15 protein-coding genes and 5 pseudogenes are annotated in these 20,626 nt (G+C 60.3%); 6 read left to right on the top strand and 14 right to left on the bottom strand.

Annotated features, from left to right (window positions below; translation table 11 throughout):
- Positions 1-5 precede the first annotated feature (5 nt).
- On the bottom strand, positions 6-890 hold the full coding sequence (locus C7W88_RS22920) for a hypothetical protein (RefSeq protein WP_162896200.1): 885 nt from the start codon (positions 888-890) through the stop codon (positions 6-8).
- Entirely contained in the window at positions 836-1,453 is a 618-nt protein-coding gene (locus tag C7W88_RS17485; RefSeq protein ID WP_162896199.1) for an oligosaccharide flippase family protein, read from the bottom strand. Before C7W88_RS17485 ends, C7W88_RS22920 begins: the two co-directional genes overlap by 55 nt.
- A 182-nt stretch (positions 1,454-1,635) precedes the next feature.
- On the opposite strand from C7W88_RS17485, the gene C7W88_RS17480 reads away from it, so the two are divergent.
- A complete protein-coding gene (locus C7W88_RS17480; protein WP_205525338.1) occupies positions 1,636-3,282 on the top strand; it encodes a GMC oxidoreductase in 1,647 nt (548 codons plus the stop codon).
- Between the two features lie 27 nt (positions 3,283-3,309).
- Positions 3,310-4,662 carry a hypothetical protein gene (locus tag C7W88_RS17475; protein WP_162896198.1) on the top strand — a complete coding sequence of 451 codons (1,353 nt, stop codon included), beginning with the start codon at positions 3,310-3,312 and terminating at the stop codon, positions 4,660-4,662.
- 60 nt (positions 4,663-4,722) lie between these two features.
- Here C7W88_RS17475 and C7W88_RS17470 read toward each other — a convergent pair.
- The 4 genes and pseudogenes from C7W88_RS17470 to C7W88_RS17455 form a co-directional block, all read right to left on the bottom strand.
- A pseudogene (locus C7W88_RS17470) lies at positions 4,723-5,092 on the bottom strand (transposase); the annotation flags it as partial.
- 37 nt (positions 5,093-5,129) lie between these two features.
- Positions 5,130-5,371, bottom strand: a pseudogene (locus tag C7W88_RS24905) (transposase domain-containing protein); the annotation flags it as partial.
- Between the two features lie 34 nt (positions 5,372-5,405).
- On the bottom strand, positions 5,406-6,761 hold the full coding sequence (locus C7W88_RS17460; RefSeq protein WP_118074889.1) for an IS66 family transposase: 1,356 nt from the start codon (positions 6,759-6,761) through the stop codon (positions 5,406-5,408).
- Between the two features lie 32 nt (positions 6,762-6,793).
- Positions 6,794-7,854, bottom strand: a pseudogene (locus C7W88_RS17455) (IS66 family transposase); the annotation flags it as partial.
- A gap of 301 nt (positions 7,855-8,155) precedes the next feature.
- Here C7W88_RS17455 and C7W88_RS17450 point away from each other — a divergent pair.
- From C7W88_RS17450 to istB, 3 genes are all read left to right on the top strand, one after another.
- Entirely contained in the window at positions 8,156-8,488 is a 333-nt protein-coding gene (locus C7W88_RS17450; protein WP_118074888.1) for a hypothetical protein, read from the top strand.
- A 92-nt stretch (positions 8,489-8,580) separates the two neighbouring features.
- Positions 8,581-9,867 carry an IS66 family transposase gene (locus C7W88_RS17445; protein WP_370073286.1) on the top strand — a complete coding sequence of 429 codons (1,287 nt, stop codon included), beginning with the start codon at positions 8,581-8,583 and terminating at the stop codon, positions 9,865-9,867.
- Positions 9,868-9,917: 50 nt separating this feature from the next.
- A complete protein-coding gene (gene istB / locus C7W88_RS17440; RefSeq protein WP_162896197.1) occupies positions 9,918-10,688 on the top strand; it encodes an IS21-like element helper ATPase IstB in 771 nt (256 codons plus the stop codon).
- Positions 10,689-10,755: 67 nt separating this feature from the next.
- On the opposite strand, the gene C7W88_RS17435 is transcribed toward istB, so the two are convergent.
- The 3 genes and pseudogenes from C7W88_RS17435 to C7W88_RS17425 all read right to left on the bottom strand — a co-directional run.
- Complete coding sequence (locus tag C7W88_RS17435; protein WP_240345068.1) at positions 10,756-11,079, bottom strand: hypothetical protein; 324 nt, start codon at positions 11,077-11,079, stop codon at positions 10,756-10,758.
- A gap of 28 nt (positions 11,080-11,107) precedes the next feature.
- A complete protein-coding gene (locus C7W88_RS17430; RefSeq protein WP_118074886.1) occupies positions 11,108-11,569 on the bottom strand; it encodes a transposase in 462 nt (153 codons plus the stop codon).
- A 184-nt stretch (positions 11,570-11,753) separates the two neighbouring features.
- Positions 11,754-12,004, bottom strand: a pseudogene (locus tag C7W88_RS17425) (hypothetical protein); the annotation flags it as partial.
- Between the two features lie 76 nt (positions 12,005-12,080).
- Between C7W88_RS17425 and C7W88_RS17420 the strand changes: the two are divergent.
- Positions 12,081-12,398 (top strand): annotated as a pseudogene (locus tag C7W88_RS17420) (IS30 family transposase); the annotation flags it as partial.
- A gap of 152 nt (positions 12,399-12,550) precedes the next feature.
- Here the strand turns inward: C7W88_RS17420 and C7W88_RS17415 are convergent.
- The 5 genes from C7W88_RS17415 to C7W88_RS17395 form a co-directional block, all read right to left on the bottom strand.
- Complete coding sequence (locus C7W88_RS17415; protein WP_162896196.1) at positions 12,551-13,942, bottom strand: exopolysaccharide biosynthesis polyprenyl glycosylphosphotransferase; 1,392 nt, start codon at positions 13,940-13,942, stop codon at positions 12,551-12,553.
- Between the two features lie 279 nt (positions 13,943-14,221).
- Entirely contained in the window at positions 14,222-15,175 is a 954-nt protein-coding gene (locus C7W88_RS17410) for a M48 family metallopeptidase (protein WP_162896195.1), read from the bottom strand.
- A 16-nt stretch (positions 15,176-15,191) separates the two neighbouring features.
- The gene (locus C7W88_RS17405; RefSeq protein ID WP_205525337.1) at positions 15,192-15,611 is read right to left on the bottom strand and encodes a teicoplanin resistance protein VanZ; all 420 of its coding nucleotides are present in this window, start codon (positions 15,609-15,611) and stop codon (positions 15,192-15,194) included.
- Between the two features lie 155 nt (positions 15,612-15,766).
- Positions 15,767-19,486, bottom strand: a complete 3,720-nt coding sequence (locus C7W88_RS17400) for a hypothetical protein (protein WP_162896193.1) — start codon at positions 19,484-19,486, stop codon at positions 15,767-15,769.
- Between the two features lie 197 nt (positions 19,487-19,683).
- A complete protein-coding gene (locus C7W88_RS17395; protein ID WP_162896192.1) occupies positions 19,684-20,592 on the bottom strand; it encodes a hypothetical protein in 909 nt (302 codons plus the stop codon).
- Between the last annotated feature and the right edge of the window lie 34 nt (positions 20,593-20,626).

Here is a 20,626-nt window from a genome sequence, read left to right as displayed (position 1 = left end):
TTTTGTCAGGTGCGAGTCCGGCCGAGGCGCAGGCCATTGCTCGGGAGCGTATGCAGAAAAAGGCCCAGCGCGCCAAGGGCGACAACGGATGCGCCAATTACAAGCACGCGCCACAGGTCTTGGGAAGCATAATGCGATGACAGGGCAAAAACGGTAAGGCCGCCGATAAGCATCGCCCAATCCTGCGGCAGCAAGAGCTGGATGCCTAGCAGGCGGCGTACCCGAAGCACGATCAGCGGATTGAGAAGCAGGGACGAAAAAACCATCCCCAACGGCAGCGAGAAGATACCGAACCATTGGTGCGTTAGCAACGGAGTCATCACCACGAAGGCAAAAGATGCCGTCATGACGCTAAGGTTGAAGCCCGCTTGGCCGGCCATCCGCAAGATTGCCTCGCCGCCGGCGAAGAATGAGCGGACATAAGGCGCGGCACCAAGCGCGACCATCATCGCGACCGCAGACGCGAAATCGCCAGCACCACGCAAGGCCACCGGCGCGATCATTAGCAATAACCCAGTAAGGCCGGCCACCGCGCCAACCGACGATGATCGGCAACACCCGGCTTCCCGCTCGAGCGTCGCATAGTCCTGCGCAGCCAGCAGTTGGCCGCAGCGCGGGGCAAACTTCTTAAGCGTGATCTGCTGGAAAAACGGAAACAGTGCAGCAATCCGACCGGCAACAGCATAGTCGGCAGCTACGTTCGAGGTGAACAGCCAACCGACCACGATCATGTCTATCCCCTGCAACTGCAAGGATAGTAACGAGTGCAAGATATATCGACCGGTGAAGCCCACGTCCCAGCGGGTGATGCGATAGAAGCCATGGACTTGTGCATTCAGCAAGCGGTGCAAGGCCGCCACCCAGGCCACGAAATGCGAAATCGCCAGCACGTAGGCGACCAATACGGCAGGACCGCCCACTGCGAGCAGTAGGCCCAGCAAGGCCACGCGCACAACATTGGGTAGCAACTCCACCACGAAAATTGAGCGGTTAATTGCGTCACGACCGTCGTATGCCCCCCCGCTAAGGTCACCAACGTTGAAAGCAGGCCAAAAGGTGCCAAGTGCAGCGTCCAGAAGGCGATGCGCGGTTTGCCAATCCCGCTCGCGATGAGCGGGGCGACCAGTACCAAGGCTGCAACCGCCAATGCACCCAGCACTAGGCCGATGACAGCAAAAGTGCGGTGGACCCGGATTTCAGTCGCGTCGTCGGGTCGACGCGAAACGTGGTAGAGAATCGTGGCGGCGCATCCCGTGCCGATCCCGTAGGAAAGGACGCGATAGATCGCAAAAACCGTCATCAGGTCGCCAAAGTCGCTTTTTGGCATCAGCCATGCCATGACAAATAGGGCCAGCATCTGCGCGCCCAGACTGATGATCCGAGTCCCGGCTCCAAACACTGCGGATCCCAGATAACCGTTTGTAGCTAGCTGTCGGATTTTGGGGAAAATCACCGTAAGCTTCTCCAGGCAGGCCTACGGCCATGCGTATCTACCACCATTAGCCGCGTCCTGTGCGCATGGCAAAGATTATGCTGCAGTGCGACAAGTCTCGAACGACGGTGCTTGACGGTTAATCGAAATGGGGCGAATGCCCTCAAGGTGAGTTTAGTTGGGTGGGCGTTGCATAATCGATGATGGTTGACGACTGGGACGGTTCTACCTCGGAAAACAGCGATGTCTGCGTCGTAGGATCAGGCCCTGTTGGGCTTTCCTTGGCTACCCGCCTCGCGGCGCAAGGTGTGCGGGTTCTGCTGTTCGAATCGGGCGAAAAAGCGAGCAACCCCCTGATCCAGTCCTTGGGCAATGCTGAGATCGACCCGGCGGCGCATGACGACATGGCGATCGTCACCTCGCGCCAGCTTGGCGGTACTTCCAACTTGTGGGGTGCGCGGACGCTGCCGTTCGATCCGATCGATTTCGAGGATCGCGATTGGATCGGCGTGCGTTGGCCGATCACCTATACCGAAATGGCATCCTATCTGCCCGACGCGGTGCGCGCGACCGCATCGGGGGCACCGGTATATGTGGAGAGTCTAGGCAGCGATCAGGTGGATAGGGCGTTCGCCGCGGCCGAGGCGGGCTTTCGCGCGGATGTGCTTGAGCGCTGGGCCAACGAGCAGCGCGCACAGGTGATCCATCGCGAGGCGATCCGTAACGACCCCAGGCTTGTCGTGTGCACAGGCATGACTGTAACCGGCTTGCGCTTCGCCGAAAACGGTCTGGTCGAGGCGGTGGAGGTGCGCGGAAGCAAGGACGGCGCGCCGGCGACGGTGCCGGTACGTCAACTCGTGCTGGCGGCTGGGGGGATCGAGACGACGCGGCTGCTGCTGGCGGCGCAGCGCTCTGCACCCGAACGCTTCGGCGGCTCGGACGGTCCGCTCGGGCGCTATTATCAGGGGCATGTCGTGGGCGAGATCGCGGAAATCCATTTCGCCCGACCGGATTTTGCCCGGGCCTTCGATTTCCGCGTCGATTCACATGGCTCCTATGTCCGGCGGCGGATCGTTGCCAGCGCGGAGACGCAGCGTGCCGCGCGTCTGTTGAACTGCGCGTTCTGGCCGGTGGTGCCGAAGATCGGACATGCCGATCATCACAGCGCCATCCTTTCGATGATCTACCTGATCATGAAGGTGGGGCCGGTGGCCCGGCTGCTTGTTGCCGAGAAGATACGGCAGATGAACCTGACCCCCGACGATTCATCGGTCTGGGCGCACTTACTCAATCTCTTGCGCGGCGCTCCGGCGGCGGCGGTGTTCGGAGTGGAGTTCCTTGCCAAGCGGTTTGACAGGAAGACTCGGCTACCCGGCATTTTCGTCCGCAACTCAGGTGGGCGCTATGGCTTGTCCTATCACAGCGAGCAGCTGCCCAACCCCGATAGCCGGCTCACGCTGACGGCGGATACCGATCGGCTCGACCTTCCTAAGCTGAAGATAGACCTGCGCTTTCTCTCGCAGGATGCCGAATTGACGTTGCGGCAGCACGTCTTGCTGGAGAACTGGCTACGCGAGGCAGGGCTTGCGCAACTGCGCTACCATCTCCCCGAACCGGAGCGCGTCGCCTCGATCCTATCGCAGGCTCGCCACGGGACGCACCAGATCGGCACTACGCGGATGGGCTTTTCCCGCCGCGACGGCGTGGTCGACCGCAATTGCACAACCTTCGATTGCCCGAACTTGCACCTAGCCACCACCGCCGTACTCCCGACTTCAGGGCAGGCCAATCCAACGTTGACGGCGGTGGCGCTGGCGCTCAGGCTGGCGGACCGGCTTGCCCGGCGGTAGTGGGCATCATTCAGGATGATAACACAGATGGAAGACATTCAGCCCCGAATCTTAACTAGGGCGCCATTTCCACGTGAGCGCAAGGTTGATGTATTCCGTCTGGAGCCAAGCTATCGTGCGTTGATCGTGGCCTGCGTGTTCATCCTTGATGAAGGGGTGTTTTCGGTTCTGCTCGGCGCGCGGGACTTTTCGCAGGGGCGCATGCTGTCCAGCCTGCTCATCATTCTGTCAATACCTGTCTGTCTGTCGTCAATGAAGAAGCTTCCTTCCTTATCCACGCCACGATTTTGGCTTCCGATAGCGCTTTATGCCTGGTTCATTATAATTTCATTTATTTCCAACGTTTTTATATTCCATTATAGTTCAGATAACTGGGTACTTTCATTATATTCTGTGATGCCGATAACTTGTGTTATACTTTTTCGATCTATTGACTCTAATTATTCTGACATCGTTTTGGGGATTATTATCGCGGCGTTTATCGTTTCTGCATTGGTGATATTGGATAAAATATACCCTATACCACAATTTGAGACATTCAGACGAATGTCTGCTTTTGGCGAGTTCGGAAACGCCGAGAGGCTTACGATCCTGAAGGATGCGTGTGTTCTGGCGTTCCTGCTGGTTGTTGGCCGCCTCACTTTCGGGAAGACCGGTCTTGCTGGCAAGGTGCTCCTGGTCATAGCTCTTCTGGTAATAGGCTATCCGATCGCATTTTCGTTTGAGAGCCGGATTGCGTTCAGCACGATCGTCGTGTCTTTCGCGCTCTATTTCATATTTGCGAGAGTGGGCGGTGGGCGTAAGATAACGGCGGGCTTGATGGTTGCGATTGTGGGCATACCTGTTGCCGTAGCAGTCCTAAGCCGCTTCATTGAAGCTATCCTGTCGGCCGGAAGTCTTAGCAATTACTTTGAAAGCAATAATGTCGACATTCGGTTTGAATCCGGTTCATATTTCATTTCGAAATTTCTTGACACGTCCGGTGTTGGGATCGGCGTTATGACCAGCAACCCCGCAAAACCGAACATTCTGTCAGAGGTCGTGGTCAAGAGCTATATTCTGACCGACCATGGTCTATTCGCGTCACTGTACCAGTTTGGGATTGTCGGCGCCATAATAGCCTGCTTGATGACGGTGGCTCTGATCAAATGGTTTATAAGAATCGGCAGGGCGCGTATCCATCCATCATCATTGGATATCACGATGACTGGGGCTTTTGTTTTTGGATCAGTGATGCAACCCATCCCAATCAACTATTTTACTTTGACGCACACATGTCTTTTGGGCGGCACGCTCTGGTATGCAGCTTTTCGGGCTCGTTGGGAAGCAAATGTCCTGAAAAAATCAGTAGCTTTCCGCGCTCGATCACCGAGTTTTTGAATATCTGTGTATGAACGGGGGCAATAACCGATGGAATTGAGTGCCTGATTCAGAAGTTTCTCAATTCCAGCAATATCTTGCGGTTCTGCGCGTAAGCATTCGGATTGAAGCTATTAGAGCCCATGCCGTGGACGAGGCGATGGACTTTTCCCAGTCCTTGACGAGCCTTCGGCAGCGGCCCAGCCAGGCGAAGGTCCGCTCGACAACCCATCGGCGTGGTAGCACCTCGAAGCTCTTGGCTTTGTCCGATCGCTTGATGAATGTCGATTGTCCACTTGCCCATGCCGACGAGCGCAGATCGCAGTTTGTCGCCTGCATAGCCGCCGTCAGCGAACACATGGCGCAACCAGGGGAACCGCGTGCGAACAGAAGCAAGTACGTCGATGGCCCCATCGCGGTCCTGAATGTCGGCGGCGTGCACGAGGATGAAGGTACGCATCCGCTGAGCGGCGCGGAGGCGCCGGATTTCAGGCGGCGATTTCCTGTGCGAGCTGTTGCTGAGCGACCTTCCAGTTCCAGGGGAGGAGTTCGTGAAGACGGTTCTGGGTATGTCGGCGATCTTGGCGAGGACGTCGGTGAACCAGGCGAGCGGATCGACGTCGTTGAGGCGTGCGGTGCCAAAGAGGCTGAACATCATCGCGGCGCGCTGGCCACCGCGATCTGAGCCGACGAACAACCAGGCTTTTCTTCCGCGAGCAACGCTGCGCAGCTGTAACTGCTCAGGAGGTTGGCACTGAGGCCGATCAAGCGACGGCGAAGCGTCCGTCGACGAGATCGCGGATTGCGCTGAGTGCGGACTGGCCAGAGAGGCGTGCGGTGCCCGTGACGGAACGGTATCCGGCATGGATCTGAGCGCCCCAGTCTGACCTGAAGCCGTTGGTGACCTTGCGGAAGACGACCGAGGGGCGGATTTCACGCTCGGAGATGTTGTTCGTGGCCGGCACGTCACGGTTTTTGAGGAAGACGAAGAACTTCCCCCGCCATGCCTTGATTTGCTTGAGCAGAACGCGCCCGGCGGGATGAGCGACAGGTCTGGCAACCAGACGATCGAGGATATTGTCGGCTTTGGCAGCATAGGCGGCCAAGGTGCTGTCCTTGAGCTGGTCTCGTCGTCGCCCGACCTTGATCGCCCAGCGCAGATGGTCGCGGATGCTTGGCGCAAAGGCAGTGTCGCCGCTGTCGATGGCGTACTGAACATCGCGCAGGACATGGGCAAGGCAAACCTGATGCTCGCGTCCCAACTCCTGCTGACCCGAATAGCGGTCGGAGACCCAGACATCGGGCCGATGCTGTCCCAGTACGTCTTCGGCAACGCTGCGGGCCCGGCGCGAGGCAATCTTGTGCAGGACAGCGTCGCTGGACAGGAACACCCACTGCCACTGCATCACGCCGTTGGTCCGGGTTGTCGTCTCGTCCGAAGCAATGATGCGCGCCTTGAGCAATTTGGCGCGGATCGCAGTCGTGGCCGCATCCATGCTGGTGCGCAGGCGGCGGAACATGTTGGCGATGGCACCTTCAGAGATTGTCAGCCCAAACAGTTCGCCAGCAATCCGGGAAAGGCGCTCGAAACCCACGTGATGGCTATGATGCAGATAGGCCATCAGCGCACGGATGCCGGGGCCGAAGGGCGAACCGGGAGCCATGCCCACAGGCGCCTGCGCCTTGTAGCGTCGGCCACAGCACCGGCAGCGCCCACCCCACAACTCCACCCGGGTGACGACGGGACGGCTCGGTGGCAGGTCGACATGATCGTAGCGCTGCCGGCACTGCTGTACCTGGCCGGTCACATCCGTGCCGCAATGGCCGCACTCGCTGGCCATGACTCGTTCGGTCGTGTCGGGTGTCTCGGCCAGTGGGCGGTGTTTGCCCTCGCGCGCAGGCCGCTTGCCTGTCTTCGGCTTGCGCCCCTTGCCACCCTTTTTGCCAAAATCGTCCTTCGAGGGCGGGATGTGCGAGTTCGAGGATGTCTTGCGCGGCTTGCCGACCAGGCCCTCAAGTTCCGTAATCCGCGCCGCCATTCGTTCGATCATCTCGTGCTGGGCCAGAAGAAGCTCGTTCTTCTCAGCTTCGCTCAGCACATGAAGCGGGGGTGGGGCCATCAGCAGGGTGAATCAAACTCCGAGTCACCGCGCAACCATTTTCTGCCAACCTCCTGAGCAGTTACGCGCAGCTGGCGCTCTGCTGCGTTGTTCGAGAGACATATGCGGCCGTCGGCGAGGAATGTGGTGAAGCCGTCCCAGTCGTTTTGTAGATAGGCGATGGCCTTGGCCACCGCATCGTGGCGAGAGAGCTTGCTGCACCTTTCGCGCATCCATGTCTCGAGTTCGGCAACGATTGGAGCTGACCGTTCCTGGCGAACGGCAAGACGCTCAGCGGCGGGCTTGCCGTTGATGTCGCGCTCGATAGCAAAGAGCCGATCGATGATCTCGAGCGCCTCGCTTGCCAGCGGCGAGACCAGCGGCGCGGCGCCCTTTTTCCTGCGTTTGAGTTGCTGCCTGATGTCGACGAGCTTGAAGAACTCCCGGCGTGCGTGGACCCAGCAGTTGGCGCGGGTCATGAGTTTGTCCGAGCGGCCGTCCTCGAACAGGGCGTTGAAGCCGGCATACCTGTCGACCTGGAGAATCCCGGTATAGCCCGCCAAGTGTGCTCGCGGATCCTCACCTCTACGGTCACTGGAGTAGTAACATAGCGCCACCGGTGGCGCCGTGCCCCCGAACGGTCGATCATCGCGCACATAGTCCCATATTCGCGCCACGCTGGTCTTGAGCTTAGCCAAAAGCGGGACGGTGGTGTCGTCAGCATGTAGGCGATCTGCGGCAAGCCCGTGGGCTTCCAGCAGCAAGAACAGGGGCCTTACAGCCACGCAGATTGCGCCGATCTGGTCCGCCAGGGTTGAAAGGTTCAAGGGGACGCCTTCGGCCTCGAGCCTGTCGCTTTGGCTATTGAGGGGCTGGTGAAGGCCGTACTTCTGGAAGGCGAGGTTTGCCAGGAAGTGCGGCCCGAACATTCCGCGGGGGTTACATGGAAAGGCGCCGGTGGCTGGCTGATCTTCTCACAGCGGCGACAGGAGACCTTCTCGCGCACGGTTTGGATCACCTTGTGACGGGCCGGAACGCGCTCAAGCGTCTCGGTGATTGCCGCGGGCAGATGGCTCAGCTCGTGCGAGCCGCAGCACGGGCAAGCCTCGGCGGGCGAAGACATGGCGCATATCGCACTCGCAAATGTCGGTAACAATCTTCGATGAGGCAACAGGGGGGGGGGGCAGTTTCTCACTTCGCCTGACATCCTTACAGCGGTGTCTTCGGCAACCTTGCCGATCTACAGGCCTGGACGGATGAGCGAATGACCGAACGCTCAGGCCAATTGCGCTGCCCGGCGACCGGCACAAAGGTCATGCAGGCTTGGGAACAGGAACGTTTCCTGCTGACCCGGCTCCCGAGACGCTGCCCGAGCCGTTCGACGTTGCTGTGCGTCGCCAGGTGGCGATGACTGCATGGCGAGTCTTGAAGGCTGCCAATACAGTGTGCCCTTCCGCTTCATCCGACAGGACGTCGAGGTACGTGGGGTCTCTGGCAGGGTACTGTTCCTGAAGAACTGCGAAGTTGTCGCCGACCATCCGCGCGGAACCGAGGCGCTGGTCGTCATTGACCCCGCCCATTTCGAGGGTCCGAGCAGGCCCCGGGTAATTGCGCCGCTGCCGCTGGGCCGGATGGGCCGCAAACTGCAGGAGATTGCAAGCGCTGGTGTCCAGCACCGTTCTCTCGACCTCTATGCGCGCCTCGCGCGTAACTGCTCAGGAGGTTGGCAGAAAATGGTTGCGCGGTGACTCGGAGTTTGATTCACCCTGCTGATGGCCCACCCCCGCTTCATGTGCTGAGCGAAGCTGAGAAGAACGAGCTTCTTCTGGCCCAGCACGAGATGATCGAACGGATGGCGGCGCGGATTACGGAACTTGAGGGTCTGGTCGGCAAGCCGCGCAAGACATCCTCGAACTCGCACATCCCGCCCTCGAAGGACGATTTCGGCAAGAAGGGTGGCAAGGGGCGCAAGCCGAAGGCAGGCAAGCGACCTGCGCGCGAGGGCAAACACCGCCCACTGGCCGAGACACCCGACAAGACCGAACGTGTCATGGCCAGCGAGTGCGGCCATTGCGGCACGGATGTGACCAGCCAGGTACAGCAGTGCCGGCAGCGCTACGATCATGTCGACCTGCCACCGAGCCGTCCCGTCGTCACCCGGGTGGAGTTGTGGGGTGGGCGCTGCCGGTGCTGTGGCCGACGCTACAAGGCGCAGGCGCCTGTGGGCATGGCTCCCGGTTCGCCCTTCGGCCCAGGCATCCGTGCGCTGATGGCCTATCTGCATCATAGCCATCACGTGGGTTTCGAGCGCCTTTCCCGGATTGCTGGCGAACTGTTCGGGCTGACAATCTCCGAAGGTGCCATCGCCAACATGTTCCGCCGCCTGCGCACCAGCATGGATGCGGCCACGACTGCGATCCGCGCCAAATTGCTCAAGGCGCGCATCATTGCTTCGGACGAGACGACAACCCGGACCAACGGCGTGATGCAGTGGCAGTGGGTGTTCCTGTCCAGCGACGCTGTCCTGCACAAGATTGCCTCGCGCCGGGCCCGCAGCGTTGCCGAAGACGTACTGGGACAGCATCGGCCCGATGTCTGGGTCTCCGACCGCTATTCGGGTCAGCAGGAGTTGGGACGCGAGCATCAGGTTTGCCTTGCCCATGTCCTGCGCGATGTTCAGTACGCCATCGACAGCGGCGACACTGCCTTTGCGCCAAGCATCCGCGACCATCTGCGCTGGGCGATCAAGGTCGGGCGACGACGAGACCAGCTCAAGGACAGCACCTTGGCCGCCTATGCTGCCAAAGCCGACAATATCCTCGATCGTCTGGTTGCCAGACCTGTCGCTCATCCCGCCGGGCGCGTTCTGCTCAAGCAAATCAAGGCATGGCGGGGGAAGTTCTTCGTCTTCCTCAAAAACCGTGACGTGCCGGCCACGAACAACATCTCCGAGCGCGAAATCCGCCCCTCGGTCGTCTTCCGTAAGGTCACCAACGGCTTCAGGTCAGACTGGGGCGCTCAGATCCATGCCGGATACCGTTCCGTCACCGGCACCGCACGCCTCTCTGGCCAGTCCGCACTCAGCGCAATCCGCGATCTCGTCGACGGACGCTTCGCCGTCGCTTGATCGGCCTCAGTGCCAACCTCCTGAGCAGTTACCCTCGCGGAGGTGGCTCGATGAACACGCCCCGGATAAGGCTCGATATCGATGCCACCCGCGAGAAGCTGTGTCAGCTTGCTTGTGGCCATGCCGCAGATGCTCTCGATGACATGTTTGGCGAGGCGGTGCGTGACGAGATAAGTGCGCACGTCTTCCTCGACCGGCTCCTCACCACCGAACTTGCTGGCCGCGAGGAGCGGCGTGTGCGGGTCATACTCAAGAACTCGAAGCTGCCGTCGGGGCAGACGCTGGAGAACTTCGATTTTGCCTTCCAGCCCGCAATCGAGCGCTCACGCATCGACACACTCGCCACTGGCACCTGGATACGCAACGCCGAGGTGGTCCTGCTGCAGGGGCCGCCTGGCGTGGGCAAGTCGCACCTGCTCGCTGCGCTGGGCATCCGTGCGGTCCAACTCGGCTTCTCGGTCCAGTACTACCGCTTCGACGAGCTCATGGCCGCGCTGCGCCACGATGCCCAGTTGCCACCGCCGCGCATCAAGATGCGCAAGTACATGTCGAGTGCGCCCCTGCTGATCGACGAGATGGGCTACGATCCGCTCAACCGTGAGGAAGCCAGCCTGTTCTTCCGTCTCGTCAGCTATCGTTACGGACGCGGCGCGATGATGATTACCACCAACAAAAGCATCCGCGACTGGACCGAGCTGCTCGCTGGCGACGAAGTCCTCGCCGCCGCTATCCTCGACCGGCTTCTCCACCGCGCCCACGTCCTCAATATCAAAGGTCGTAGCTGCCGCCTGCGCGACCTCGAGGACGCCTTCAAGGCCTGATCTCCAATCTTCGTCGACGAAATTTCAGGGGTGGGGAGCATGCTCCCCACCCCTGAAATCATGCCTCTCATGCAGCGCGACACCTCGTAACACTGGGTGTCGCCTTAGCTCGTAAAACTGGGTGTCCATTGACACCGCCGATGCGCTGGGCTGTAATCTTGCCCGCATCGATGTCCGACAGGATCACACTGCGCTCGGCATGCCGCGCAATCGAGGATGCCAGTCTGTCGAGTTCGCCACTGGCGGCGAGTACATCCTTGCGGCCAAGCGCCTTGATAGTGCGCTGGCGGACGACCTTACCCTCGCGCACGCTTTCGACGAGGTAGAGGTAGCGGTGGCCGCGGGCGACTCTTTCGACGACGAACATGACGATGTTGTTACTACACCCCATTCTCGGCCGAAAATCACCCAACACAATATCAATCACTTACGCGATTTGACCCACCTTTGTTCCAACGCAACTGTTCAACTTGGGCCTGGGTTTCCATTGCAATCCGCAGCGTCTCGGCCAGCAGCAGTTCGAGCTTGTCAGCACCGATCCGCCCGCGCCAGCGGGTCATCGACGAGCGATCGAGCGGCAGCATGTGGCGGAAGTACTGTTCGCCGCAGAAGTATTGGAAATACGGGTTCTCTACCCAGCGGGCACATACGACCTCGTCGGACAGACCTTCCATGTGCTTGAGCAGATGCAAGCCCGCCATCAATCGCGTCGACAGGCCGGGGCGCCCCTTCTCATGATAGAACCGACCGAACGCTTCATCGAAGCGCGACCAGTCGATCAATTTAGCCAGCTTCACCAGCGCGTGCCCCATATCGATCATGTTGTCAAGCTGGCCGCGGAACAACTCGTCACTGCGCGGGGCAGGGTTCTTCGGCGGCATCGGCAAACCTCATCGTGTCGACCACCACAATGAATCACAGCCCGGTTTGCTGAGGAAGCCCCTACGTGCACGGGCGCGCAAAATCGCAAGCTTTTGGCGCGATCCTGCCCGAAACCTTGCAAATACGATTACCTCAAATCCGCCAAAACCGACGCATTTCTGCGGCTTTCAGCGCTTTTCACGGGCGACCAGCCTCCAACCGCAGCCACCCTGTCAACTTCTCAGCAAAGGGGGCAGCTTGCTCGGTCTATCAGGAACCCTGAAGACCGGCTCCACCGCGTCGGCGCGAAGATACTTGCGGATCGTGTTGCGCGATAATCCCGTTCGCCGCTTGATTTCGCGAATGGGTATGTCTTGCCGAAAGTGCCAGCGGCGGATCACACTGAGTAGCGCAGGCGACGCCCCTTCCGGGGGAAGGGGCCAAAGCCGAGCCATGTCGATCACTCCGATGCCTCCCGACTGTCAGCCGGGGGCGAGGAAAGCATGGGTCAATTCTCAGCGCTACTCAACAAGCCTGACCTACGATCGCGGCACCGAAATTGCCCGCCACGCCGATCTCACCCGCAACACCGGTATAAAAGTGTGGTTCTGCGATCCCTACAGTCCCTGGCAGCGCCCCAGCAACGAGAACGCCAACGGTCTGATCCGGCAATATCTGCCCAAGGGAACCGACCTGTCCGGCTTCAGCCAGGACCAGCTCAATGAAATCGCCGAGCGGCTGAACAACCGGCCGCGCAAGGTGCTCGACTTTGAAACACCCAACGAGGTCTTTGCCAGACTGGTGGCAGAGGCTCAGGTTGCTGCCGAGACGTGTTGCGCTTCAGGTTGACACCACCCTGTTTCTGAAATGCCGCATTTAAAGGCCTAACAGAAGACCGTACTCGATCATTTCCCTTTCCGAGCCGAAGACCTTTGCACAACAGGCGGCAACAACAGAAGTACTAGATAAAGCAAATATGGGTGCACACGATCTACAATAATTCAATACGCATTCGGATGAACAACGACCATCACCGTCTTCACGATAATCGCCACATCATTCCAGAACGACCATTTCCCAACATACTCCAAATCCGCTTCAAGCCTGTCAGTCAGATCGCTCTCTTCATGTGTCGCTCCGCGATATCCCCTGATTTGCGCAAGACCGGTAATGCCAGGCTTGCACGCGTGGCGATACCAATATCGCTCGTCGACCTCCCAGAAGAGCTTGGATTTTGCGGTTGAATGCACGGCATGAGGGCGGGGCCCGACAATCGACATGTCGCCTTTGAGAACATTCAGCAGCTGTGGCAGTTCGTCGATGCTCGTGCGCCGGATGAAGCGTCCGACACGCGTAATGCGATCATCATCGCGCGTTGCAGAGCGGCGGCCGCCGAGGTCGCAGGTCTCGACGCGCATTGACCTGAACTTGAAGATGTCAAACAGACGATTTTGCCGTCCGATGCGCTTCTGCCGGAAAAGCGCTGGCCCCGGGCTTTCCAAACGGATGGCAACAGCGACGAGCAGCATCACAGGCGCCAAGAACAGCAAGGCGCTCGCCGCGACAATGATATCGAAGCCGCGCTTGAGCATGCGGTCCCGCAAATTGAGCGGTCCTTTTGCCACAAGGAAGGTCGGACGGCCCGCGAACGAACTGACGGCGATAGCCCGAGTTTGCGTGATTTCCGGGGCGATGATTTCGGCGTGCACATTCATGCCCTGCAGAACGTGGGCCCAAAGGTCTCGCTTGTCAGGGGTACAACGCACGACAACCCGATCGCAACACACCAGCAGGCCGGCAAGGCGATCGTAGTCCTCTGCGCTTGGATTGGCGGCATCGAAACGACCACTGACGTTTATCGATATGTGGCGCCCCAGCGATACAGGAAACACGCCATCGTTGAGGACCAGAACCGAATAGAGTTCACCGCCGAGGTGATGCCGAGCAAAATAGACGTGCAGCGGTCGGAGGACCAAAAGCATGGCAGCTGCACAAGCAAATGTCAGGGTGAGGAGAGCTCTCGAGACCTGGTCGCCGTCCTGGGTGGCAAAGAGAAGATAGAGAAGCATGGATGCCGTAGCGCCCAGTGCCAGCATGCCTCGCTTCAGCGTCTCGGCGAGCCTGATCAGCGCCTCGCCACTCAGCGCTCGTACGGCCACAGCGCTGATCACGTAAAATGGTGCAATGGCCAGGATATTGCGGCTATCGAGGCCAGTCCATACATGGCCGAACCGGATCATGCTTGCCAGGGCAAGACCGAGGAAAATCGCAACGAGGTCGGTCAGCAACAGCGTGGCAGCGAGAAACACTCGCTGCTTGTGCTTGGAGACCGGGCGCCTGCCGCGTGTTGTCGATGCGAGGCTATCTATCGCAATGCCCGTGTGCTGATTCATCCCTGAGTGCTCCAGACCAGCGGCGCGACCTGACCGGAAAGCCATTCTATCGTTTGTTTCATTTTGGACACTATGCTGCACCCGCGAAGGTCGCAAGTGATTCGTTGTACTTTTGTTAAGGGTCGTCCCGGATTGGAGCAGTGCGCTTGCTCACACTTCAGGCGCATCAGGCGATCACGGCGTGATGCCGGTAGCGGCGCCAACGAGCGGAGATGGCTGGACTCCGCTCCGTCTTGTGCAGGACACAGCCTGCACAACGGGGATGATTGCGGAAATTAATCATAGCGCCGCCAAGGGACATTGCGCTTGTGTTTCGTGCACATAGGCAAGCAGGCGCTGCTTTCTCGTGCTTGCCTTGTCGTGCGTTGGCAGTTTGAGAAAGGCGAACTTGTCGCGCGCACCGAACCGGTCCCAGAAGGACAGTGACTTGGCCACGTCATAACCTGCGCAGCGGGCAATGGCGGCACCGAGCATATCGGCGTCGCGTTCCATTTGCCTGCGAATGCCGAGCGACTTGGCCTTGTCATGCCCGAGGAACACGTGAGCGAACTCGTGCCCCATGACCAGTGCCAGCTCATCGGTGCTGCGCGTGAAGTCGACCATGCCGGCTGTCACGAGAATTTCATTGCCACCTTCATGCGAAGTCACGTTACGGGCTGTCGAGAGGTTGGCATGGCCCGGGCAAAGCAGACGAGGCGAGATGACGAGTTCCTTGAGTGTACCGCCACGCTTGATGAGCAGTTTGACCGGTCCGCTAGAGAGCTGTTCGACAATGCTGTCGTGGACGAGATCGGACAAGGTGAGGCCGCCGACCGCTGGCAGTTGCGCTGGCTCTTTGCCATTGATGCTCAGGACGTCGTCACCGACCGCCAGGCCGGCAATAGCGGCGGGGCTGCCTGCAGCTACGGCAACGGCCTGGGGATGCTCATGCAGGCCCAGCAATTGCGCAATGGCGGTCCGGTCGTTTGCCGCGTAATTGCTGATGGCATCGAACTCGGCACCGAGTACCGGAGCTTGTTTGCTGCAGGCCGAGGGCAGAACTGCACTGCGCAATCGGAAATCCAGCTCATTGACCAGCGCGATCCGCTCGCGCGTCCGGATTGGCCAGGGAGCTGGCGCTTCGGCCAAGGATGGCAGGGAAACGACGCAACCAAGAGTCAGGAGGGCCGCGGCCGCAATCGTTCGAATGGAGAGCGGACCGGCCAGGGACCGCCAGAATGTTGCCAGATCCATGTTGGCCCGAGCCATATCAAGCCGAGCCGCGAGCCGAAGCAGCAAGAGCAGACCTTGCCTGCCAGGCGCGAAAGCCGGTCAGCTTGATTGCGCAAAGCACACCTGCGATCGCCAAGGTATCGGCTAGCCAGTCGGCGAGTTCCGCATCACGGTGCACTTCCGGGATCATCTGAGCCAGTTCGATGGCTCCACCAAAGAGACAGAGCCAGAAAAAGACTCGGATCATCGACGCAAAAGGAAATGTCGCGCAGGCAAGGCACGTCAGGGATGCAAACGCCAGCATGTGGAGGGTCTTGTCGTTCACAAGGGCGATGTCGCCTCGAGGAGACAAGGCGAAAAAGAGCGTGACGACGACACACAGCCAGAATGTGGCTGCCAGAATTGGTATCAACGTCGAACGTGGCATGTCGACAAGAATTTCCTGACTTTCACGCAAAACCGGCAGCGGCTAGGGGTCTAGGCTCTGCATTTTGCAATGCAACATTGCAAGTGGCGTGGAGAGATGAAGCGTTGCGCGCGCGTGGCAAGCTGCAGTTATGGGGAGCAAGCGATCAGCCAAGCGCCAGGGAATTGACTGCGACTTGCCGGGAATCATTGACCGGGCAAGGACTGTGTATCCTTCACCAGCAGGTTCGCACGAACGATGTCCGCTTTTCCGGACAGCTCGATTACGACAGGGGTAGCGAGGCCGATGCCAAGGCGCTCTGCCTGATCGGCGGCGATTTCGATGCGGTAGCGACCGGGTGGAACCCGCTCGAACAGAAAGCTGCCCCCAGCGCGCGAGCGCGCCCTGCCGCGAGCATTGCCGTCGAGGTCGGTCAGAACCATCTGCAAGCCCGATACACCCTTGAGCGTGGCGGCCCCTGAATAGACCGCCTGACCCTCGATATCGGACAAGGACACGATACCAAGACCGACGCTGTGAATCCGGCCCGCTCGCGCGACAAAGGCGCTGCCTTTGCGGCCTGGTGCCAGGGTAATGTCAGGCAGCGTAGCCTCGTCAATGCCGTAGCTTGCCTTCTGGCCGTCGCCAAGCGAGGGCACGAGCGCAATACCATCGTCATCGGTTTCATAGGCCTTGCCTGAAGCAATGACGGCAACGTTGGCGATAGGTGCGTCTCCTGCATCCTGGATGCCATTGGCATTTTCGTCGCGGTAGGTGCGAACGGCAAGTAGACCGCCACTGGAAACTCCCGGCATCGCCAGTTGGATGCGCCGGGAGAAGGGGTTCTGCAGGAAGCCTGTCGAGAGGCGCAAGCCGATGTAGTGAGCGTGCGTCGGGAAACTGGCCGAAGCATCGAGCGCCAGACTGGCGTTGTCGAAACGATGGCTGAACGAACCGCCGATCTGGCTTTGACGCGCAGGGAACGAATGCGAGGCAAAGATGCGGACGGCCTGTCTTGCCGACAGGGTTCGATCAATCTGCCCCGAGATTTGGGACAATGTCGGCGAACCGAGAAGATCAACCGTGGTCGACGCCCTGATCCGGGTGCGCGATCCGGCAAAGAGGGCCAGGTCGAAACTCGCAGCCAGGCGAGAGCTGGTCGCGAGGCCCGCAGCCGACGCATTGTATTCCAGCGCGGGGCTGAGCAGAGCGGTGCCAATTCGCAGCGATGTACGCAGGCTTGCCGTTTCGATCGATCTGCCATCGGCGAAGGCCAGCCGGGACAGGCGAGCGATGAAGGGAAGGCCGGTCGATCCGAAGGGCAATGCGCCGTTGACATCGAGCGAGCTTGCCCGGCGCAAGGGGACAGCTTCGAATGCCTGTACCTCGTCGATGAAGCCCCCGCGATACTCGCCGTGCGCCATGGACACGCCGATTGCGCCCATTCGCGCAGCGACGGCACCGCGCAGTGCGCGCGCGCCGCCTTGCTGGAGCGCGGCGTCGAGCCGCCAGGGCAGGCCTGCGATTTCGCTGCGAATGCCGATGTTGCCTGCGATTCCGGGCAGCTCGCCCAGCTTGTTCCAGGCAAGCGCCATTCCGCCGGCGAGCGTCACACGGGAAGACATGCCGTAGGCGATGTTGCCGGAAGCCCGCCACTGGCCTTCGCTGGGGGTTGCAAGATAGAGGGGAGGGCGGACCGCGATCAGGGGCCGATCCTTTTGGACCACGCCAAGATCATAGACGAAATCGCCGGTGGCAAGCCGGCCATTGCCCACGTTGAAGCGACGTACTTCCTCCCGGGTTTGACCTTGCGGGCCATAGAACACGAGGCGCAGCACATTCGCTCCGAAGTCGAGCGGGATTTGCAGAAACTCGTACTGACCATTGACCGCGGTTTGCGATGCGCCAATCAGAACATTGTTGCGGTAGAGTTCGACTTCGTAGCCATCGGGAAGGGGCCCTCGAAGATCGATCCTGTCGAATACGGAGCTTTCATCCAGCGGAGCGTTGCTGACAAAGAGACCTCGACCGGCCACGGACCTGAGGCCAATCGCCTGCGAAACCGTCGCGATATCGCCGATAGCGAACTGTGTGGCGTGCAAAGGGCCAAGGAGCGTTGCTGCCGGATCCCGGCGGCCAAATTCCATGCGGACGCCTGTCAGGCCATCGCGGCTGCTGGCTTCAAGATAGCCTCGCGCTGTCACGAAGGCGAGATCTGCTGCGGCACGCATTTCAAGTTCAAGGCGTGACCCGAACGTGTCGTCGGTCACCGCGCGCATTTCCACGTCGCTGACAGGCATAGAATATGCTGCCCAGGGAGTGGGTTCGAGGGGCGCATTCTCTTTCTGGCTGGCACCTTGCCGACTGGCGAGGCGCTGACGCTCGGCTTCGCGCTCGAGCCGCGCCTGAAACGGGAACTTTTCGAGGAGAGTGATGATGACCGCCTGATCGCGCAGGTCGACTTTCACCTCGACTGGCAGGATGCTCGCGAGCGCATCGGAACGCACGAAGATATCGCCCTGATAGGAGGCGAAGAGCGCCGGCGACAATTGTGTCGCCTTGCCGGCTATGATGCCTTCGCGGGCGCGAAGGTTGAGCGATACGCTTCGTGCAGGCTCGATGATCCAGCCGCTGGCGTAATGTCCTTCGTCCGAAATCCTGATCGCGAGATCAAGTATCCGCGACAGTTCTCCCAAGGGTAGAAAGACACCTTGGCGCGTGCCGAACGCGGTGATGGTTTCCTCGATTTCGCCGGAAGCTGTTCGCAGGGAAATGACCAGTTCGTCGTCATCTGTGAACATGGGCGTGTCGGCGGCGAGCAATCCTGCCCCCAAACCCGTCCCTGAGGCTGAATCGGCGGCATTTGCCGTCGTTGTGCCGGGTCGCGGTGTTGTTGCAAGTGTCGCAGCCTGCGTGCGAGTGCTTCGGGCGGGCACAGGACGGTTCAGAGCGGCAGGGACAGGAGGGTGTTCTCCTTGGCCGAACAAGGGAGTTGGCAGCGTCCTTTCTGGGCTCGGTGCCGGAGCCAGAGCAGCGGCAGGTGCCTGCGGCATCGATCCCGCAGCGATGGGATAAGACGCCTGATGGCCTCTTTCGAAATGACTGTCGATTGCGGATGACGACTGGCGCTGTTGGGAATCCTCTTCTGCGCGGAGTGATAGTGCCGAAACCTGGCGGGCGCCTGCAAGTAAGGACGGTGTGCCTTCCTCGCAGGATGGGCAGGGCACTTCGCCCCCATCCTGATGACGGTTCGGCAAGGTGGTCTGCTCGTCGGCCGCATCGGTGCTGACGATGTGATTTGCGGGCACGGGTGCGGGCCCATGCGCTGTTGCTGCTGGTTCCGGGTCCGGTCCAACGACAGACAGCGGGGATACAGGGGATGTCTGCGGCAGACTATCAACAGAACTCGCGTTTGGCCCGGCAAGAGCAGCTTCACCAACTAATACCAGAGCGGGCTCGGCCTTCGGTCCAGACCCTGTAGCTGGCAAGGGGAGTGGGGGGCGTGTTTCAAGAGCAGGGTCAGAAACAGCGCCGAAGGCCGGTACAGGAAGCACGATAATTGGTGTTGGATCAGATCCGTTAGACCCGGTCGCCGGCTCGCGTTCATGAACCTCAAAGATAGTCGAGGTTTGACCGGGACGCGCCCAGATCGGAGAGATTGCAGGATCCCGATCAGCCTGCTCCGGCAAGGCCTGCGCAGGGCATGACGCGGCGCAGGCGGTGTCAGTCAGGGCCGGATCGGTCGATGTCCTCGAGACGCGCGCCAGGCCGTTCTGCGCCGTCGGCTGTTGCCTGTCTCGCGGCCGATCAAGAGTGACCGGCAAATCCAGCTGCGAGACCGCTATTGCTCGCCTCGATCCGGAACGAACGGCGCCGTGCACTTCAGTGACCTGCTGCCCGTTCGTCCTGGAAAGCGGGTTGTCCAAGCGCGCGCCAAGGCCATCGGATGCGGCAGGGGCAAATTGCACTGCAGGCATCTCAATGCGTTCGGGCTCGTTCTTGATTTCGGCGTCCCCGGGCGGGGCATCGGGTGCCCTGTCGTCGCGACCAAGCATCAGTCCCGCAGTGGCAATTGCTGTGCCCGTGCCGGTCAGAAGCGCCGCCTTTGGCAGCCACCCCCGGCTCACGGCAGGCGTATCTCCTTGCGGGCGAGCACGGCACCGGGAGCGACGTCATCGTCGAGGTACGTGATGGTCACCATCATGCCAGGACGCAGTTTTTCTCGCTCAACCTTGGGGTCCATGGGAATGCGGACCGTTCGCGAATTGATCTCGGTATACAGGCCGACGCCTCGAAGCTGGGCGACAGGGCTCGCAAAGCCTGTTGCCGTAATCATGACATCGCCAAAAGCCGACCGGGTACCGGTGCGCGTCAGGGTCACCTCGAACTCCCAAGAGCCTTCGGCCGAACGGACAAGGCGAGCCTCGCTGATCCCCGCATCGAGTGTCGTTGCGCCAATGCGCAGGATGACGGGTATCGAAATTCCGAAGCGAGGCAGGATCTGTACGCCGATGCCGGCCTGTGCATTGCCGTTGACAGCAGCGCTGATCGAATCCGCTTCGGTGATTGGCGGTACGGCTGAAACCGTGAAATGGGCGCGATACTCACCGGGCGGGAGATCGGCCGGCAGCCTCGGCACGATCCTGACTGTCTGTGACTCGTTGCCCGGCAATTGCACTGACTTTGGCGAATACCGCAACAAAGTGCTTGCCGGACGGAATCCGGATGGGGGATTGCGGGCAGCATCGTCACTCATGTCGACGATGCTGCCGCTTGGCAGCATCAGCTTATCGGAGATCGTGATCTCGTATTCGCCGGTCGCAGGGCTACGATTGTAGAGGCCGATCGTTCCCAATCGATCACGGTCTGTCAGGACGAGCCGTTTGGGATAGAGATTGATGTCGCCAAGACCGGCGACGGATCCTGCCGGCGGGGTGGCTTGCGGCTGCGGTGCTTCCTGAGCAATGACAATCGGCCCGTGCGGCGCAGCCAGGAGCGCTGCAAGGACACCCAACCTCAAAAAACCGGCCAAGATTTGCCCCCATTCCCCGTCAAAGCATCGTGCA

Origin of the sequence: Novosphingobium sp. THN1 (genome assembly GCF_003454795.1) — a bacterium.
Classification (GTDB): domain Bacteria; phylum Pseudomonadota; class Alphaproteobacteria; order Sphingomonadales; family Sphingomonadaceae; genus Novosphingobium.
The sequence above is the reverse complement of the archived record's forward strand: the minus strand, read 5'-3'. Positions and strand labels throughout refer to the sequence as shown.

What these genes read in the sequence shown, in the direction of transcription:
- istB (WP_162896197.1), top strand. Translation starts at nt 9,918, where the DNA reads ATGAACACGCCCCGGATAAGGCTCGATATCGATGCCACCCGCGAGAAG.
- C7W88_RS17430 (WP_118074886.1), bottom strand. Translation starts at nt 11,569, where the DNA reads ATGCCGCCGAAGAACCCTGCCCCGCGCAGTGACGAGTTGTTCCGCGGC.
- C7W88_RS17480 (WP_205525338.1), top strand. Translation starts at nt 1,636, where the DNA reads ATGGTTGACGACTGGGACGGTTCTACCTCGGAAAACAGCGATGTCTGC.
- C7W88_RS17450 (WP_118074888.1), top strand. Translation starts at nt 8,156, where the DNA reads ATGGCGAGTCTTGAAGGCTGCCAATACAGTGTGCCCTTCCGCTTCATC.
- C7W88_RS17475 (WP_162896198.1), top strand. Translation starts at nt 3,310, where the DNA reads ATGGAAGACATTCAGCCCCGAATCTTAACTAGGGCGCCATTTCCACGT.
- C7W88_RS17435 (WP_240345068.1), bottom strand. Translation starts at nt 11,079, where the DNA reads ATGGGGTGTAGTAACAACATCGTCATGTTCGTCGTCGAAAGAGTCGCC.
- C7W88_RS17410 (WP_162896195.1), bottom strand. Translation starts at nt 15,175, where the DNA reads ATGGATCTGGCAACATTCTGGCGGTCCCTGGCCGGTCCGCTCTCCATT.
- C7W88_RS17460 (WP_118074889.1), bottom strand. Translation starts at nt 6,761, where the DNA reads ATGGCCCCACCCCCGCTTCATGTGCTGAGCGAAGCTGAGAAGAACGAG.
- C7W88_RS17415 (WP_162896196.1), bottom strand. Translation starts at nt 13,942, where the DNA reads ATGAATCAGCACACGGGCATTGCGATAGATAGCCTCGCATCGACAACA.
- C7W88_RS17445 (WP_370073286.1), top strand. Translation starts at nt 8,581, where the DNA reads ATGATCGAACGGATGGCGGCGCGGATTACGGAACTTGAGGGTCTGGTC.